17 protein-coding genes are annotated in these 16,958 nt (G+C 48.7%); 11 read left to right on the top strand and 6 right to left on the bottom strand.

Annotated elements, in window-relative coordinates; genetic code table 11:
- Window positions 1–21: 21 nt before the first annotated feature.
- The 4 genes from mreC to HPS55_RS12260 form a co-directional block, all read right to left on the bottom strand.
- Complete coding sequence (gene mreC / locus HPS55_RS12275; RefSeq protein WP_172178562.1) at window positions 22–885, bottom strand: rod shape-determining protein MreC; 864 nt, start codon at window positions 883–885, stop codon at window positions 22–24.
- Between the two features lie 119 nt (window positions 886–1,004).
- On the bottom strand, window positions 1,005–2,027 hold the full coding sequence (locus HPS55_RS12270; RefSeq protein ID WP_172178560.1) for a rod shape-determining protein: 1,023 nt from the start codon (window positions 2,025–2,027) through the stop codon (window positions 1,005–1,007).
- A 138-nt stretch (window positions 2,028–2,165) separates the two neighbouring features.
- Entirely contained in the window at window positions 2,166–2,759 is a 594-nt protein-coding gene (locus HPS55_RS12265) for an IMP cyclohydrolase (protein ID WP_172178558.1), read from the bottom strand.
- A gap of 143 nt (window positions 2,760–2,902) precedes the next feature.
- The gene (locus tag HPS55_RS12260; RefSeq protein WP_172178556.1) at window positions 2,903–3,301 is read right to left on the bottom strand and encodes a hypothetical protein; all 399 of its coding nucleotides are present in this window, start codon (window positions 3,299–3,301) and stop codon (window positions 2,903–2,905) included.
- A gap of 847 nt (window positions 3,302–4,148) precedes the next feature.
- On the opposite strand from HPS55_RS12260, the gene HPS55_RS12255 reads away from it, so the two are divergent.
- Window positions 4,149–4,514 carry a DUF805 domain-containing protein gene (locus HPS55_RS12255; protein ID WP_172178554.1) on the top strand — a complete coding sequence of 122 codons (366 nt, stop codon included), beginning with the start codon at window positions 4,149–4,151 and terminating at the stop codon, window positions 4,512–4,514.
- Here the strand turns inward: HPS55_RS12255 and HPS55_RS12250 are convergent.
- Window positions 4,423–5,067 (bottom strand): hypothetical protein, encoded by a 645-nt coding sequence (locus HPS55_RS12250; RefSeq protein ID WP_172178552.1) that lies wholly within the window; start codon window positions 5,065–5,067, stop codon window positions 4,423–4,425. The two genes, HPS55_RS12255 and HPS55_RS12250, sit on opposite strands and share 92 nt — an antisense overlap.
- 420 nt (window positions 5,068–5,487) lie before the next feature.
- Between HPS55_RS12250 and rplM the strand changes: the two genes are divergently transcribed.
- From rplM to HPS55_RS12200, 10 genes are all read left to right on the top strand, one after another.
- Window positions 5,488–5,949 carry a 50S ribosomal protein L13 gene (gene rplM, locus HPS55_RS12245; RefSeq protein WP_172178550.1) on the top strand — a complete coding sequence of 154 codons (462 nt, stop codon included), beginning with the start codon at window positions 5,488–5,490 and terminating at the stop codon, window positions 5,947–5,949.
- 11 nt (window positions 5,950–5,960) lie between these two features.
- The gene (gene rpsI / locus HPS55_RS12240; protein ID WP_172178548.1) at window positions 5,961–6,347 is read left to right on the top strand and encodes a 30S ribosomal protein S9; all 387 of its coding nucleotides are present in this window, start codon (window positions 5,961–5,963) and stop codon (window positions 6,345–6,347) included.
- 219 nt (window positions 6,348–6,566) lie between these two features.
- Window positions 6,567–7,358, top strand: coding sequence for a 30S ribosomal protein S2 (gene rpsB, locus HPS55_RS12235; protein WP_172178546.1), 792 nt, complete (start codon window positions 6,567–6,569; stop codon window positions 7,356–7,358).
- Between the two features lie 92 nt (window positions 7,359–7,450).
- A complete protein-coding gene (gene tsf, locus HPS55_RS12230; protein ID WP_172178544.1) occupies window positions 7,451–8,449 on the top strand; it encodes a translation elongation factor Ts in 999 nt (332 codons plus the stop codon).
- A 309-nt stretch (window positions 8,450–8,758) separates the two neighbouring features.
- Window positions 8,759–9,376 (top strand): fumarylacetoacetate hydrolase family protein, encoded by a 618-nt coding sequence (locus HPS55_RS12225; RefSeq protein WP_172178542.1) that lies wholly within the window; start codon window positions 8,759–8,761, stop codon window positions 9,374–9,376.
- On the top strand, window positions 9,376–12,960 hold the full coding sequence (gene porU / locus HPS55_RS12220) for a type IX secretion system sortase PorU (RefSeq protein ID WP_172178541.1): 3,585 nt from the start codon (window positions 9,376–9,378) through the stop codon (window positions 12,958–12,960). The genes HPS55_RS12225 and porU overlap by 1 nt, the downstream gene beginning before the upstream one ends.
- Window positions 12,961–13,020: 60 nt before the next feature.
- Complete coding sequence (gene porV, locus HPS55_RS12215) at window positions 13,021–14,187, top strand: type IX secretion system outer membrane channel protein PorV (RefSeq protein ID WP_172178540.1); 1,167 nt, start codon at window positions 13,021–13,023, stop codon at window positions 14,185–14,187.
- Between the two features lie 163 nt (window positions 14,188–14,350).
- Window positions 14,351–14,833 (top strand): 2-C-methyl-D-erythritol 2,4-cyclodiphosphate synthase, encoded by a 483-nt coding sequence (gene ispF, locus HPS55_RS12210; protein ID WP_172178539.1) that lies wholly within the window; start codon window positions 14,351–14,353, stop codon window positions 14,831–14,833.
- A gap of 185 nt (window positions 14,834–15,018) precedes the next feature.
- Complete coding sequence (locus HPS55_RS12205) at window positions 15,019–15,717, top strand: SIMPL domain-containing protein (protein WP_172178538.1); 699 nt, start codon at window positions 15,019–15,021, stop codon at window positions 15,715–15,717.
- Window positions 15,718–15,848: 131 nt separating this feature from the next.
- On the top strand, window positions 15,849–16,706 hold the full coding sequence (locus tag HPS55_RS12200) for an enoyl-ACP reductase FabI (RefSeq protein ID WP_172178537.1): 858 nt from the start codon (window positions 15,849–15,851) through the stop codon (window positions 16,704–16,706).
- A 65-nt stretch (window positions 16,707–16,771) separates the two neighbouring features.
- Here HPS55_RS12200 and HPS55_RS14100 read toward each other — a convergent pair.
- Window positions 16,772–16,958: hypothetical protein (locus tag HPS55_RS14100; RefSeq protein ID WP_216655538.1), on the bottom strand; the 187-nt coding region annotated here is incomplete at its 5' end.

Raw genomic sequence — 16,958 nt, 5'->3', positions numbered from 1 at the left:
TCTTGTTTCGTTGTTTATCGGTTATCTGCCCTTTTCCCGCAGCGAGTCGCGTGCTGCTTCCATAAGCCCGGCACGCTCGGCTATGCTCTTGTCACTTAGAACATACACATCACGCAAATTGCCGAAATCGGTAGCCAACCGCACTTTCAAACGGTACGACAGTCCGTCGCTCGAGTTATATACCTGGATAATCTTGCCTGCCGGCACGCCCTGTGGGAATATCGACGAATAGCCGTTGGTCTCGACCCAGTCGCCACGCTTGAAATGTGCATGACGGGGAATATCCTCCACATAAGCCACTGTAGGATCGCCACCGCTCCAACGCAGATAGCCGAAATAACCACGCTTGCGTATGGTGCAGCTCACACGCGAATTGACGTTGAGCACCGGCATCACAATCGAATAATGCTCGGACACCATGTATACCACGCCCACCACGCCCAAACCGCAGGCAACGCCCATGTCGGTCCTGACGCCATCGGCACGACCACGGTTGATGGTTATCAGATTGTCCTCCCGGTGAAGCGAATTGCTCACCACCTTTGCCGGTATCAGCTCATACTGTTCCAACAGTTTCAACCCATATCGCTCGGCAGCCGTGGTATCATCAGTGGCTTCAGTATACAGACGTGACAACTGGTCCACCTGACGTTCCAGGTAGAAATTTCGCATGGTCAGTCCCTCATTGATTCTGGTCAGTGAGAAAAACGCCTCCACAGCAGACTCCCATTCGTATATCCTTCCGGTGACGGCATTGGCCGACGTTATCCACACGCTGCCCTGATAGCTGTTATACTGAAACAGCAACACCAGACTTATCACCTCAAGAAATACAAACAGAAGCCAATGGCCCGACTTCGATAAAAACTCTAACAGATTACGCACTATTCTATATACTGTCCGAACATTCCGACTTTAAACCTTATGACCGCCTTCTGTGAAAGATTTGTCACACCGGCAAATCATAAAGTTTAAAGTTCCCTATGCTTAAAATGCTCAAAAAACTATCTCATGAGGAACGAGAAGCGATCAACATTCTTGAGTGCAATTCCGGCACCGCGCGCCACACTGTGCAACGGATCTTCTGCCACATGGAACTGGATGTTGATCTTGTCCGTCAGACGCTTGTTGAGACCACGCAGCAGCGCGCCTCCACCACTCAGATAGATACCGTTCTTGACGATGTCGGCATAAAGCTCCGGGGGGGTGTTCTCCAATGCCGACAATACGGCATTCTCGATCTTTGCCACCGTCTTGTCGAGACAATGGGCTATCTCCTGATAGCATACGGGCACCTCCATGGGCAGAGCCGTGATGCGGTTGGGGCCATGCACCACATAGTCCTCGGGAGCCTCGTCGCCAAGGTCGGTCAGCGCCGAACCCACATGTATCTTTATACGCTCGGCCATACGCTCACTCACCTTCACATTGTGCTGACGGCTCATGTACTCCTGTATGTCGGCCGTAAGGTCATCACCGGCAATGCGGATGGAGTTGTTGCTCACTATACCGCCAAGCGATATTACGGCAATTTCGGTCGAGCCTCCACCGATATCGACAATCATGTTGCCCTCGGGAGCCTCCACATCGATGCCTATACCGATGGCGGCGGCCATTGGTTCGAATATCAGATATACATCACGGCCGTCGGCATGCTCGGCAGAGTCACGAACGGCACGCAACTCGACCTCGGTGGAACCCGACGGCACGCCGATCACCATCCTGAGCGACGGCGAAAACAGACGGCTGCCTGTATGCACCATCTTGATGAGTCCGCGCATCATCTGCTCGCAAGCCGAGAAATCGGCAATCACGCCGTCACGCAACGGACGTATAGTCTTTATGTTGTCATGAGTCTTCTCATACATCAGCTTGGCCTTCTCGCCCACGGCAATCATCTTGTCGGTGCGTCGGTCGAGCGCTACCACTGACGGCTCGTCCACCACAATCTTATCATCACTGATAATGATGGTATTGGCCGTACCCAAGTCCATGGCTATCTCCTGGACAAACGAAAAAAATCCCATAATTATTTAAAATGAAGAATGAAGAATGAAGAATGAGGAATTCCGCAAGCCGATGGGCTCCTGTCCGCACTTTCAGTCGGCATCCTGTTTTTTACGTTATTGTTATTGTATTCCGATGTAATCCTGAGCGCCCTTCATTCATTTGCCGAACCATCCGTGTATGGCTGTGTCGTAATGGCTGCTCACGCCAAAAGCACGTGTGGCGAACATACGACGGTCTTCGATGTCGGTCTCGGCGCCTTTCCTGTTCAGAATGTCAAGCAGCACGCCATACTCGGCCTTGCTCGGCACGATGACCACATCCTTGAAATTCTTTGCTCCGGCACGTATCAGCGATATTCCGCCTATGTCTATTTTCTCTATGATATCGGCGTCCGACGCTCCGCTTGCCACTGTATCCTCGAAAGGATATAGATCGACGATGACCAGATCTATCTCCGGAATATCATACTGTGCCATCTGCTCACGGTCGCCTTCGTTGTCGCGGCGTCCGAGAATGCCTCCGAACACTTTCGGGTGCAGTGTCTTGACGCGGCCTCCGAGAATCGAAGGATAAGTCGTCACGTCTTCCACCTTGCCACACTCATAGCCAAGCGACTCGATAAAAGTCTGTGTACCTCCTGTTGACAGGAATTTCACTCCCTCGGCATTCAATTTCTTCAGCAACTCGTCCAATCCGTCCTTGTGAAAAACCGAAATCAGCGCTGTCTTAATCTTCTTTGTTTCAGCCATAATAATTATTATAATGCATTATTCAATTGAGAATGCAAAGTTACGAAAAAGGGGTGGTTTGAACAACATTATTGATGATAAAAATACAGAGAGGGACACAAAAACAAGATTTACGTCAATGTTTATTCAGTAGTGAAAGAGAATTAACTCCTTAACTTTTTTATCTCCCTCCTTATCTCTCCCATCTTCTCAATCCGCGTAAGCGAATAGGTACGGTCGTGGCTGTCCACAAAGTCGAATATGGCGAGCGCCTTTCCGAGCATCATCTCGCGCACGGGACCGCTCACCAGCGACGTCTCGACATAATACAGTTCGGCAAGCATCTCCATGCGGTTGAGCCGCTCCTCCTCGGGATACTGCTCGAACGATTGCATCACATCCTCCACCGCCGCCGTATGATAAAACTCGTACGGGCCGACATACCGGGTGTACATCGTCCGTATCTCCTCGCGCTGCGTGTCGCGGTCTTTCTTGTTGAGGAGCAGTTCGAGCGCCTCGGCAAACTCTCGCACCAGGCGCATTATATAGTCACGTTCAAGCATAGTCTCATCCGTTTGATTTATCTGCCGGTTGCAAATGTACACAAAAAAATCCAAGAACATGCAAACGGGCAGCCGGATTTCATGCGCGCTTTCGTCAAGCCGGATTAAGCAAGGTTCCTCCGCATAAATCACCCCGTACAACGCCTGCGGCAAAATGTGTCGGACTTTTTCTGAAAAAAACGCATTTCTTTTTTATCAAACCAGAAAAGCCGTGAGGCCCTCTCTGCTTCTTTTACACGTGTTTTTGACATGGTTTTCTTGCCGTAAGGGCCTCCCGACATCGCCATAACGGCCTTATTGGAGTGCAACGAGGCCGGTTTCGCAATGCAACGAGGCCGTTATTGCAAGGCGAAACGACCCTCTCTGCTTTCTTGACAAAGTCCTATTGTCGTAACATTCTGATAATCAGCACTCCCCATTTGGGGCAAAAATCGCGATTTTCGAGGCCTTGTTCGGAAATCGTGATTCGGATGTCGCTTAACATACGTTAAAGTAAAGAAAATACAAAATATCTTCACTACAACATTACAGCTGCAAATATAAATATGAGATTACAACATTCGCCGTGCGTTAAATAATACAAAAATTAAGAAAAAACAAAGAAAAGAGTATCTTGTACGAGAATTATTTCGCTACCTTTGTATTAGGAACATTACAAATATTTACATTTATTAAGCAACAAAAGCGTTATGTCAAGTGAATGAACGACTGATGGCTGAGACCAACTGATATTTACAAAATCAACGAGGCACCGGCAAAAGCCGTGAAACAGGGCATACGGTACCGCGCTTAAAATAAGATTAACCGCGGCTCCATGGTACCGGGGAGCGTGCATAAAAATAACATTATGGGCTTTACCGAATCTATCACAACGTGTTTAACTAAAAAGTACGCTACTTTCAGCGGACGTGCCTCCCGTTCCGAGTACTGGTGGTTTTATCTGTTCCTGACAATAGGACCGGCCATCATCATCGGTCTTCTGTATTCCATATTCGATACTGCGGGAGTCGTAATCGGAATCCTGGCCTTGCTCGGCCTTATCGTTCCCAATCTGGCAGTATTGGTGCGCCGCTTGCACGACACCAATCACAGCGGATGGTGGTTCTTTATCTCCGCCGTTCCTATGATAGGCGGCCTGTGGCTATTGTTCCTTCTCGTTTCGGCAGGCACTCCGGGCGACAACAAGTACGGCCCGAATCCTCTTGAAGCATAAGCAAAGAAAATACAGACAGGAAGCGGCTTCCGGTATGCAACAGGCATCGACCGGAAGCCGCTTTTGCCTTGAAAACCTGCATTCTCGCCGAGGCGGCACTCTCCGCCATGAACCTGTGCCCCTCATGCTCCACACGGATGCTGTCGCGGCATTCTCTCCGATGCAGATACAGCACGGCACAACGCTTATTTACAATCAACCTCGTATCGACGGCGACAAGCGTTATGGCGTTCTTGCCGGTCTTGACGTTCAGCCATCCGTAGCGCCGTTCCACCGGCCGGCCACGGCGCATCCTCTTTTTCTCTTTCTCTGAAAAACAAAAAGTCTTGTCGAGCAATCGGGAGCCCGCCACATCCTCGTATATCCGAATGCTGTCTATCGCCCACCCGGCGTGCCGCACAGTAACAACAGCCGTGTCGGAACCAAGGCGCAGATGTACCGACCGCGACGACAAACCGACTGTACCGTCATTGCCGCGCAGCGCGCAACAAACGCACAGCACGACGCCCGCCAAAACGGCTATGGCACAGTTTCTAACGTTGACGATTCTCATAAGTAAACACTACAGCTTGACGGTTATGCCACACACGGCGCCCGTCACGTGACAAAGGTATGAAAAAACCTCGACACAAACGAAGCGCATCTGACCAACAACCGTGCTGCAGATGTTATATGTTGTTAAATATACATAAAAACAACATATTTAACATCCCGTCATATATTAAATAATGAGAAAAAGCAGTACCTTTGCAATCCGATTATTTCTGGGGAACACTTAGAGCCCCCACGGACGTAGTGTTAATAGTCGCTGTCTTTGGCCGGGCACGACGGTTAGTGAATCGACGTCCAAACGGCAGAAAGCACACATGCCATATATATTAATGTATGACAAAGTCTGTAAAAAGGCGTGTGGCGGTATGCCGAAAGAAAGAATTGAAAAAATGTTTTTTAGTAGTAAAATTCAAAAGTTAAAATGAACACTTTAAGTTACAAGACTATTTCCGTCAACAAGGAAACAGCTAAGAAAGAGTGGGTGGTTGTAGATGCCAGCGACCAGATTGTAGGCCGCCTCTGCTCAAAAGTAGCTAAACTGCTCCGTGGAAAGTACAAGCCTACTTTCACCCCCCATGTGGACTGCGGAGACAACGTAATCATCATCAACGCCGAGAAGATCGTATTCTCAGGCAAGAAAGAGACAGACAAGGTGTACACCCGTTATACTGGTTATCCCGGTGGACAGCGCTTCAACACACCTGCAGAGCTTCGCAAGAAGAAAGACGGTGCGGAGAGAATCATCCGTCATGCAGTGAAGGGCATGCTCCCTAAAGGTCCTTTGGGCCGCAGCCTGATGAACAACCTCTACATCTACGAGGGTGCAGAGCACAAGCAGGAGGCACAGCAGCCGAAGTCAATAGATATTAACCAGTATAAATAATTTAAGGAACAATGGAAGTAGTTAATGCAACAGGTCGCCGTAAGAGTGCTGTAGCACGCGTTTACATCAGCGAAGGAACAGGCAAGATTACGATCAACAAGAAAGACGTAACTGAATATTTCCCCTCAGCCATTCTGCAGTATGTGGTAAAACAGCCGCTGGAGCTGCTTGAAGTGGCAGAGAAATACGATATCAAGGCAAACCTCGACGGTGGCGGTTTCACCGGACAGAGTCAGGCTCTGCGCATGGCCATAGCCCGCGCACTGGTGAAAATCAACGCCGAAGACAAGAAGAACCTCAAGGATCACGGATTCCTCACACGCGACGCACGCGCCGTTGAGCGTAAGAAGCCGGGACAGCCGAAGGCACGCCGCCGTTTCCAGTTCAGCAAGCGTTAATACATCAGTTATCTGTATATATTATGTATGCGCCTGCATGCCGGGTGGCTTGAGAATATCCGATATCTCTTTCCAACCGCAAAGCAGCCGGAAACAAAAGTTTAGCATCTAAACCGCAGGGACCCGCACAAGGGCAACAGCCAAGTGGCGACTACCCCGACGGTTGATTCTAAGAAAGAATAAAAAAGAAAGTAAACAACAGTTAAAACATTAAAGACAATGTCAAGAACAAATTTTGATATGTTGCTGCAGGCAGGATGCCACTTTGGCCACCTGCGCCGCAAGTGGAACCCTGCAATGGCTCCCTACATCTACACAGAGCGTAACGGTATCCACATTATAGATCTTCACAAGACCGTAGCCAAGATTGACGAGGCTGCCGAGGCTTTGAAGCAAATAGCCAAGTCGGGCAAGAAAATCCTGTTCGTCGCTACTAAAAAACAAACAAAAGAAATCGTAGCAGAAAAGTCTGCAAGCGTAAATATGCCTTACGTCATCGAACGCTGGCCTGGCGGCATGCTCACCAACTTCCCCACAATCCGCAAGGCTGTGAAGAAGATGGCCAACATCGACAAACTGATGAACGACGGCACATTCTCCAATCTGTCAAAACGCGAGTTGCTGCAGATTTCGCGTCAGCGTGCCAAGCTGGAGAAGAACCTTGGTTCCATCTCTGATCTGACACGCCTGCCCTCCGCACTGTTCGTAATCGACGTGATGAAAGAGGCCATCGCCGTGAAAGAGGCCAACCGTCTGGGAATACCCGTATTCGGTATTGTTGACACCAACTCCGACCCGAAGAACATCGACTTCGTGATTCCAGCAAACGATGATGCCAAGGATAGCGTCGAGACCATCCTGACAGCGTGTTGCGCAGCTATCGCCGAAGGACTCGAGGAACGTAAGGTAGAAAAGGCTGATGAGGCTGCCGCACAGGCTCAGGCTGAAGCTGAAGCCGGCGAGGAGAAGCCGAAACGTGCCGCACGCAAGGCCCGCAAGGACGCTGAATAATTGAGGGTGTGTCCCACCGGCAGACGTCGGGACATATTTATCACCACAATTTTACAATTTAAGAATTAACAACTTAGAATTTATAAAAGATTATGGCAGTATCAATGGCTGATATAAAGAAGCTCCGCGCTATGACAGGCGCCGGTCTCGCAGACGTGAAGAAAGCGCTGACAGAGGCAGACGGAGACTTCGACAAGGCTAAGGACATCCTTCGTGAGCGCGGACTCGCTATCGCCGCCAAGCGTAGCGACCGTGAGACATCAAATGGTTGTGTACTTGTAAAGGTTGCCGACAACTTCGGTGCTATTATCGCTCTGAAGTGCGAGACCGACTTCGTTGCCAATGGCAAGGACTTCATCGCTCTCACACAGGACATCCTTGACGCTGCGGTGGCAAACAAGTGCAAGACTCTCGAAGAGATCAAGGAACTCACACTGACCGACGGCCAGAAAGTACAGGAGGCTGTGACACAGCGCTCGGGCATAACCGGTGAGAAGATGGAGCTCGACGGCTACAACTGGCTCGAAGGTGACAACATCGAGGTCTACGATCACATGGGCAAGCACACACTTGCCACCATGGTTCAGACAAACAAGAACGCGGCCGAGGCCGGTCACAAGATTGCCATGCAGGTGGCAGCAATGAAACCTGTGGCTCTTGACGAAGAGTCTGTTCCACAGAGCATCATCGACGAAGAGTACAATGTTGCCGTTCAGAAGACCAAGGAAGAGCAGGTTGAGAAAGCTGTCGTGGCTGCCATCAAGAAAGCCGGCATCAACCCTAACCTCGTTGACTCCGACGACCACATCGAATCGAACATCAACAAAGGATGGCTCACACGTGAGGAGGCCGACAAGGCAAAAGAAATCCGCGAGAAGACCGCTGCTGAAAAGGCTGCCAACCTGCCCGCCCAGATGATTGAGAACATCGCCAAGGGCCGTGTAGCCAAGTTCTTGAAAGAGAACTGCCTCGTTGACCAGGAGTTCCAGTTCGGTGACGGTGACAAGATCAACGTTGCAACATGGCTGAAGCAACAGGACAGCGAGTTGAAGATCGTTGCTTTCAAACGCTTCACTCTCGTTGCCGAGTAAGAGATGTAAATGTCCCCAGACAACGGGGCATAGAATAAAAAAACGGAAAGTCAGGAAGTCGGGCCATAGAGCTTTACTTTCTGGCTTTCTTTTTATTCCGGTTCCAATAAAGCTGACGGCTACAAATTGGACGTTCTCGCCAAGCCAGATGAACAGAGCGAAACTTGTTTCAGCTATGTCATGGCGAGAAAACGAAGGATGAAATCCAACGTTTTCGTCAAGCCAGATGAGCAGAGTGAGCTTGCTCAAACTCTGCCATGGCGAGAAAACGCGCATGAATATGAAGTTAAAAAGTTAAATGTATGAATAATGAAGATATTCGCCACAGGAATGAACTACATCCAGCACAATAAAGAGTTGGACGGAACGTTATATAAACCAGAGAGTCCCGTGATATTCATAAAGCCGGACTCAGCACTCCTGAAAGACGGCAAGCCGTTTTTCATACCCGACTGGATGGGACAAATTGACTACGAAACAGAGTTGGTGGTCAGGATATGCCGCCTCGGTAAAGGAATACCCGAGCGGTTTGCCCATCGTTACTACGATGCAGTGACATTGGGCATAGATTTTACGGCACGCGATTTGCAGAAAAGACTAAGAGACGCCCGTCTGTCGTGGGATCTCTGCAAGGGTTTCGACGGCTCGGCTGCCATAGGCGAGTGGATCGGTGTGGATAAGTTCCGCGACATACAGGCACTGCACTTCCACCTCGACATCAACGGCAACACCGTACAGGAAGGATGCACAAGCGACATGCTCTTCCGTGTGGACGAGATTATTGCTTACATCAGCCGCTTCTTCACACTGAAAACCGGCGACTTGCTGTATACCGGCACACCTGCGGGAATAGGACCGGTGCACATTGACGACCATCTGACCGGATACATAGAGGACAGAAAAGTATTGGAATTTAATTGCAAATAATGAAGAGAAGACATATCCTTATAATTGTCGTGCTGATGTGCGGCATGTTGAGAACAGCCGCCCAAGGCTTCTTCAACCTGACAGCCGAGCAAGTCAGGATAGATTCTCTTTTGCCTTGCTTTACCTACACTCACGACTTGGGATATGACTATGCCGACTCTCTGTATGACGTTGCTATAGAGTATCCGGAGTTCATACCGATGACTGACACTGACATAAGACGCTACAGCCTGATAACATCCGACTCGCTGCCGGAAATGCCCGTGATTAGGAGCCATATGGCCGTGGCACGCAAACAGGGTCAACTCGACATTTCATTCATCCCATTGGTATGCCGCAACGGACGAATGATGAAACTCGTAAGTTTCAAGCTAAGCATAACCACGCGCCCCCGTCCTGTCAAAACAAAATCTGCATCCAATAACAATCAGATAAAACGCTATGCCGAACATTCTGTACTGCGCAAAGGCTCGTGGGCAAAAATCCGCGTGCCGAACAGCGGTGTGTATCAGCTTAGCGATGCGGTGATATCAAGTGCCGGTTTTTCCAATCCATCAAGGGTGAAGATATACGGATATGGCGGAGCCCTGCAACCGGAAATGCTGACCGGCGAATATCTTTCAGCCACGGATGATCTCCGTGAAGTGCCTACATGTATTGTCAACGGCAGACGGCTGTTCCGTGCACAAGGACCGGTAACATGGTCGACAACAAACGACCGTGTGCGCAATCCATATTCCGATTACGGATATTATTTCCTCACCGAAAGTGACGACGAGCCGCTTACTGTTGACGAGAAGTCGTTTGTAGACAGTTTCTATCCATGCGCCGACTACATGAACGCGCTTTACGAAGTAGATGACTTTGCATGGTATCATAGCGGACGAAACCTGTACGATTCAAGAGCTTTCGCACCAGGCATGTCACGCGAATATACGGTAGCATCCGCAGGTTCATCTGCCGACGGCACCGTATTGGTGGTACTGACGGCAGACGGTCCTTCAGAGACAACGGTAAGCGTAAACGACAGTGTAGTGGGCAAGGTAAGCGTAGACGAACTTCCTTCAAACACCGTTGCCAATACGGGCCGTGCCCTCTTCCGAGTACGCAATCTACAAGTTTCAAACAGCATTACTATAACCCAGACAAAAGGTGGAACGGTGCGCCTTGACTATATCGTGGTGCACAACAATGAATATTCGTCCGCTCCCGATCTGCATAACGCTTCGTTCCCTGCTCCGGAATATGTATACCGCATTACAAACCAAGACCACCATGCCGACACTCCGGCAGACATGATCATACTGTTGCCCACCACACAGAAACTGAGGGCACAGGCCGAACGTCTGAAAGAACTGCGTGAATCAAAAGACGGCATGACTGTAAGGATAGTGCCGGCGGACGAACTGTACAACGAATTTTCGAGCGGCACGCCCGATGCCACAGCCTACCGCCGCTACCTTAAAATGTTCTACGACCGTGCCGAAACCGACAACGACATACCAAAATATCTCGTCATGTTCGGTGACGGAGCATGGGACAACCGCATGCTCTCTTCCGACTGGAAAGGATACTCCCCTGACGATTTCCTGCTTTGCTTCGAAAGCGAAAACTCACTAAGTACTGTCTATTCGTACGTATCGGACGATTTCTTCTGTATGCTCGACGACAGAGAAGCCATAGAATCGGGAGATAACAAACACATGGGCAAGGCCGATGTGGCCGTAGGCCGCTTTCCCGTACGTACGGAAGAAGAAGCCAAGACCATGATGGACAAGATTACAGACTATGTAAACAACAAGTATGCGGGAGCATGGCAGAACACATTGGTATTTATGGGTGACGACGGTGACAACAACACACACATGATTACGGCAAACAAAATAGCCGACGACGTTGCGTCACGCTTCCCTACCCTCGATGTCAGAAAGATAATGTGGGACACATACCAGCGCCAGGCATCTGCCACTGGGTTCTCATATCCCGACGTAGAGAATATTGTAAAACAGTATATGACAAACGGCGCGCTCATAATGAACTATAGCGGCCACGGTGCGCCGGCAACGGTTTCACACGAGCTGGTGCTTGTGCTCAACGATTTCAAAAACACCAAATCCGCCAATATGCCGCTCTGGGTAACGGCATCATGTGACATAATGCCGTTTGACAGCCAGATAGAAAACATCGGCGAAACGGCACTGTTCAACAAAAACGGAGGAGCCGTATCGTTCTTTGGCACCACCCGCACCGTATTGTCGCATCTTAACGAAACGATAAACCTCGCTTTCATGCGCGAAGTGCTGAAAACAACAGACGACGGAAAAGCCATGCCCATCGGAGAAGCCGTAAGACAGGCCAAAAACAAACTTGTTGACCAAACAGTCGATATAACTCTAAGCGACGGTACCCCCGGCAAAACAGGTGACACATCGTCGAACAAGCTGCAATACACGCTGCTTGGCGACCCGGCACTACGTCTCGCCATACCGTCGCTCGACGTTGTGATTGACAAAGTAAACGACGTGGAAGTGGCCGAAGGTACAGACGGAATACAACTGAAGGCCGGCACACCGGTAACGGTGAAAGGACACGTGGAACAGGACGGAGTTAAGCAGACAGACTTCAACGGTCTCGTAACTGCGACAGTACGCGATGCCAAAGAACTGGTGACAGGACGACGGAACGATCCTACCACAGAAAATGCCATAACATACTACGACCGCCAAAGCACCATATATAGAGGGACGGACAGCATACGCGGCGGAGAGTTTGCATTCAGTTTCATAGTTCCCGCCGACATCAATTACAGCAACAAGAGCGGACAGCTTCTCACATATGCTGTGTCTGACGACAAATTGCGCACAGCCCACGGCTCGGACGAAAGCATAGTGCTAAACGGTTCGGTTGATTTCGGCGGTGGAACGGCAGGCCCGTCGATATACTGCTATCTCAACTCAGAGTCGTTCACGAACGGGGACAAAGTCAATGCCACACCATATTTCGTGGCAGAGCTGTTCGATGACGACGGTATAAACTCCACCGGCAGTGGCATAGGACACTCCATGCAACTGATTATAGACGGTGAAATTTCACGGACATACGAACTGAACGACCACTTCACATTCGACTTCGGAACATACAAGAGCGGACGTGTGGGCTACAGTATTCCGCGTCTTCCCGAAGGTGAACACCGGCTGCTATTCCGCGCATGGGACGTGTTCAACAATTCATCGACGGCAGAACTGACATTCAACGTAGTCGAAGGACTTGCACCAGCATTATTCGACGTGGAATGCACCAACAATCCTGCCACAACAAGCACATCGTTCCGCATACTTCACGACCGTATCGACTGCGATCTGGACGTTGTACTCGATATATTCGACATGTCAGGACGCCATCTGTGGACACATTCCGCAAAAGGAGTCCCATCGGACAACAGCATGACCATAGACTGGGATCTCACCATTGACGGCGGAAAACGCATAAGCACCGGTGTATACCTATATCGGGTACGAATAAGCAGCGAAAACAGCAGCCATGCGTCAAAAGCCAAGAAATTGATTGTACTGAGCAATAAATAATAACTCCCCGACGTTTTATAAATTACATATCACAAATACATAAAACATATCATACGATTAATGAAGAATAGTATCAAAACAATCCTGATATTCATTTGCATTCTCATCACGACAGGAGCGAAGGCACAGGAAAAACTCAACCGGTTTAATCCTGTGGAGCATGCCGTTATATCACAGACCATAGCGCCAGATGCCCGTAGCGCAGGTATGGGCGACGTGGGAGCGGCAACCGATCCCGATGTCAACTCACAGTACTGGAATCCGGCGAAATATCCGTTCTGCATCAGCCGTGCCGGAGTGTCGCTCAACTACACCCCATGGCTGCGACAACTTGTCAACGACATCGATCTGGCATACGTGACAGGATATTACCGCATAGGAGACTATAGCGCCGTATCAGGATCCATACGTTACTTCTCTCTCGGCGAAGTGATGACATCGAATGATGAAAACGCCATGACCGTAAAACCATACGAGATGTCGCTCGACGTTGCATACTCGCTGATGCTAAGCGAAAAATTCTCACTGGCAGCCGGAATACGGTGGATATACTCCGACCTCCGTTACGACTATACCGAAGATTCCGCACCGGCATCGGCTTTTGCCGCCGACCTTGCAATGTACTACAACAACTACATCAACATAGGACCACGTGAGTGCCAACTCGGTATCGGTATGAACATCAGTAACGTGGGAAGCAAGATTTCATACTTCGGTGACGACCGCAGCCAATTCATTCCTGCAAATATGCGTCTGGGAGCATCGCTGATGATTCCCATAGACGAATACAACCGCTTCTCTATCGCCGCCGACGCCAACAAGCTGCTTGTGCCCACAGTTCCGAAACAGGAAGAGGGTGAGAGCACATCCGACTATCAGGACCGTGTAATCCGTGAATACAGCGACGTGGGCTCTATATCCGGTATATTCAAGAGTTTCAGCGATGCACCCGGTGGCTTCAAGGAGGAGCTTCAAGAAATACAATGGAGCATTGGTGCCGAATATGTGTATCACGACCAGTTCACTCTGCGTGCCGGTTATCACCACGAGAGCGAGAACAAGGGCAACCGCAAGTATTTCACTGTAGGCGGTGGTTTCCGCATGAATGTATTCTCACTCGATGTGGGCTACGTCATCTCCACAGCACAGAGCAACCCTCTCGACCAGACATTGCGTTTCTCTTTGGCTTTCGATATGGACGGAATAAAAGACCTTTTCCGCAGATAATCCAAAGAGTCAAGGATTAAAAATTGAGAATTATGATTTGAGGATTGAGAATCAGGAATTATGATTGCCATACGGATTTCACCAAAATCTTTGGCTTTTCAAGCTGCAAATAATAATTCTTGATTCTCAACTTTCAGTTTTCCCTGTCAATTTAATATAAAGTATGAATATAAGAGTTGGATTCGGTTTCGATGTTCACCGCCTCGTCGAAGGCCGCGACCTGTGGATGGGCGGAATAAAGATAGACCATGCCCTCGGACTGTTAGGACACAGCGATGCAGACGTGCTTATACATGCTATATGCGACGCACTGCTTGGTGCTGCCAACATGCGCGATATCGGCTATCATTTTCCCGATACATCGGCCGATACACTTGACATTGACAGCAAGATTCTCCTTCGTAAAACCGTAGCGCTGATAGCTACAAAAGGATATATTGTAGGAAACATTGACGCCACAATATGCGCCGAACATCCCAAGATGAACCCGCACATTCCAACCATGAAAACTTGCCTGGCCGAGACAATAGGTACTGATGAGGACAATATCTCCATCAAAGCCACCACCACCGAACGCCTCGGTTTCACCGGTCGCGAGGAAGGCATCAGCGCATACGCCACCGTGCTAATAGCCAAAACATCATAAACTAAATATCCCTATCATATCGAAATTCTTTTTGTTGCAATTAGAATCTTACTTTCGGTTACTCTCCGCCTTAAATACGTTAATTATATGCAAATAACATTCAATACTCATTATTTTACAGAAATCTTTCATATATTTGAATCCGTTATCAAATTAAAGAAAGTAACTTTAAAAAGCATATCATTATGAACAGAATCAAAGAATCAGCGATAATCGCTTTGGGAATCATTGTACTCGGATTTTGCATCAAGAGCGGAATGAACGACTTTACCAACAGAGACCGTAAAGTGACTGTCAAGGGACTGGCAGAAAAAGAAGTGGAGGCCGACAAAGTGACATGGGCCATACAAACATCGGAACAAGGCAACGACCTGCCAACACTCTACAACAAGATAAACGCCACAACCGATAAAGTAAAAGCATTTTTGAAACACAACGGAGTAAAGGAAGAGGAAATCAGTGTGGGAGCGCCACAAGTTTCAGACTTCGAAGCCGACAGATACAACACCAACAAACGCACATACAGATATAACACCTCGTCGACACTCACTGTCACTTCACGCAACGTGAAACTAATGCGTGGCATCATAGCACGACAGGGCGAATTGCTCAAACAAGGTGTGGCCGTGGTCAACAGCGGATACTACAACAGCGTGAAATACGAATACGTATCATTCCAGGATATGAAACCCAAAATGATGCAGGAAGCAATAAAGAACGCGGAAAAGACAGCCGAACAGTTTGCTGAAAACAGCAACAGCAAGCTAAACAAAATCCTCACGGCCGATCAAGGACAATTCTCCATAGACGACCGCGACGACAATACTCCGCACATAAAGAAACTGAGAGTCGTGACCACTGTCACTTATTCACTGAAAGACTGAGTCTCGAATATTTGACGGAAAACATGCGAATGACTGACAGATATTCATCTTTTTATCCAAAGAATTTGTCTGTTTTACGTAAAAGTGGTAATTTTGCCATTGAAATAAATCAAACGCATTATATTTATACAATGAGTCACAACTTATTAAAAGGTAAGCGCGGAATAATATTCGGCGCGCTCAATGAAGAATCCATTGCATGGAAAGTTGCTGTAAAAGCCGTTGAAGAAGGTGCAACTATAACACTAAGCAACACACCGATGGCTCTGAGAATGGGCGAACTTGACGAACTTAGCAAACAGCTCAACGCACCCATCATCGCTGCCGACGCAACAAGCGTTGAAGATCTGAATAAAGTTTTTGAGGAATCTGTCAAACTGCTTGGCGGTAAAATAGACTTCGTGCTCCACTCCATAGGTATGAGTCCAAATGTACGCAAGCACCGCACATACGACGACTTGGATTACAGCTATCTCCAAAAGACTCTTGACATATCCGCCATATCATTTCATAAGATGCTTCAGGTGGCAAAGAAACAGGATGCCATCGCCGAATACGGCTCTGTCGTAGCCCTAACATATGTGGCATCGCAGCGCACTTTTTTCGGTTACAACGATATGGCCGACGCCAAAAGCATGCTTGAGAGCATAGCACGCAGTTTCGGATACATCTATGGCCGCGAGAAGAATGTGCGCGTGAACACAATATCTCAGTCGCCAACCCCGACAACAGCCGGCAAAGGCATAAAAGATATGGACAACCTGATGGACTTCGCCAGCAAGATGTCGCCCTTAGGCAATGCCAGTGCTGAGGAATGTGCCAACTACTGCGTTATGATGTTCTCCGACTTCACACGCAAGGTAACCATGCAGAATCTCTTCCATGACGGTGGATTCTCGTCAATGGGCATGAGCCTCAGAGCCATGAACCAGTATGCCAAGGATCTCACTCCATATGAAGACGAAACTGGAAAGATTATATACGGATAAGATATTTCTCCAATATATCCACACAAATGGGTTGCACTATTTGCAGTGCAACCCATTTATTTATGTCATAAATAAATTTCACCAATCGAGGAATCCATTAATTGACAATTGAATTTCATTAATTGATAATATAGAATTATTGATAATGTATAATCGGGAGTTGACATCCCCCATTCCAATTCCACGGCCCCGGCAGGGTCCCCATACCATACATCCACACAAACACACAAAAAAAAAATCTCCCCCGCCCGT

Source organism: Xylanibacter rodentium, from assembly GCF_013166575.1.
Classification (GTDB): Bacteria; Bacteroidota; Bacteroidia; order Bacteroidales; family Bacteroidaceae; genus Prevotella; species Prevotella rodentium.
This window is presented reverse-complemented; position numbering and strand designations above follow the sequence as displayed.

Coding starts and splice junctions, on each gene's coding strand:
- rpsB (WP_172178546.1), top strand. CDS start 6,567: ATGTCAAGAACAAATTTTGATATGTTGCTGCAGGCAGGATGCCACTTT.
- HPS55_RS12205 (WP_172178538.1), top strand. CDS start 15,019: ATGAACAGAATCAAAGAATCAGCGATAATCGCTTTGGGAATCATTGTA.
- ispF (WP_172178539.1), top strand. CDS start 14,351: ATGAATATAAGAGTTGGATTCGGTTTCGATGTTCACCGCCTCGTCGAA.
- HPS55_RS12225 (WP_172178542.1), top strand. CDS start 8,759: ATGAAGATATTCGCCACAGGAATGAACTACATCCAGCACAATAAAGAG.
- rpsI (WP_172178548.1), top strand. CDS start 5,961: ATGGAAGTAGTTAATGCAACAGGTCGCCGTAAGAGTGCTGTAGCACGC.
- HPS55_RS12260 (WP_172178556.1), bottom strand. CDS start 3,301: ATGCTTGAACGTGACTATATAATGCGCCTGGTGCGAGAGTTTGCCGAG.
- porU (WP_172178541.1), top strand. CDS start 9,376: ATGAAGAGAAGACATATCCTTATAATTGTCGTGCTGATGTGCGGCATG.
- porV (WP_172178540.1), top strand. CDS start 13,021: ATGAAGAATAGTATCAAAACAATCCTGATATTCATTTGCATTCTCATC.
- rplM (WP_172178550.1), top strand. CDS start 5,488: ATGAACACTTTAAGTTACAAGACTATTTCCGTCAACAAGGAAACAGCT.
- HPS55_RS12250 (WP_172178552.1), bottom strand. CDS start 5,067: ATGAGAATCGTCAACGTTAGAAACTGTGCCATAGCCGTTTTGGCGGGC.
- tsf (WP_172178544.1), top strand. CDS start 7,451: ATGGCAGTATCAATGGCTGATATAAAGAAGCTCCGCGCTATGACAGGC.
- HPS55_RS12270 (WP_172178560.1), bottom strand. CDS start 2,027: ATGGGATTTTTTTCGTTTGTCCAGGAGATAGCCATGGACTTGGGTACG.
- HPS55_RS12255 (WP_172178554.1), top strand. CDS start 4,149: ATGGGCTTTACCGAATCTATCACAACGTGTTTAACTAAAAAGTACGCT.
- HPS55_RS12200 (WP_172178537.1), top strand. CDS start 15,849: ATGAGTCACAACTTATTAAAAGGTAAGCGCGGAATAATATTCGGCGCG.
- HPS55_RS12265 (WP_172178558.1), bottom strand. CDS start 2,759: ATGGCTGAAACAAAGAAGATTAAGACAGCGCTGATTTCGGTTTTTCAC.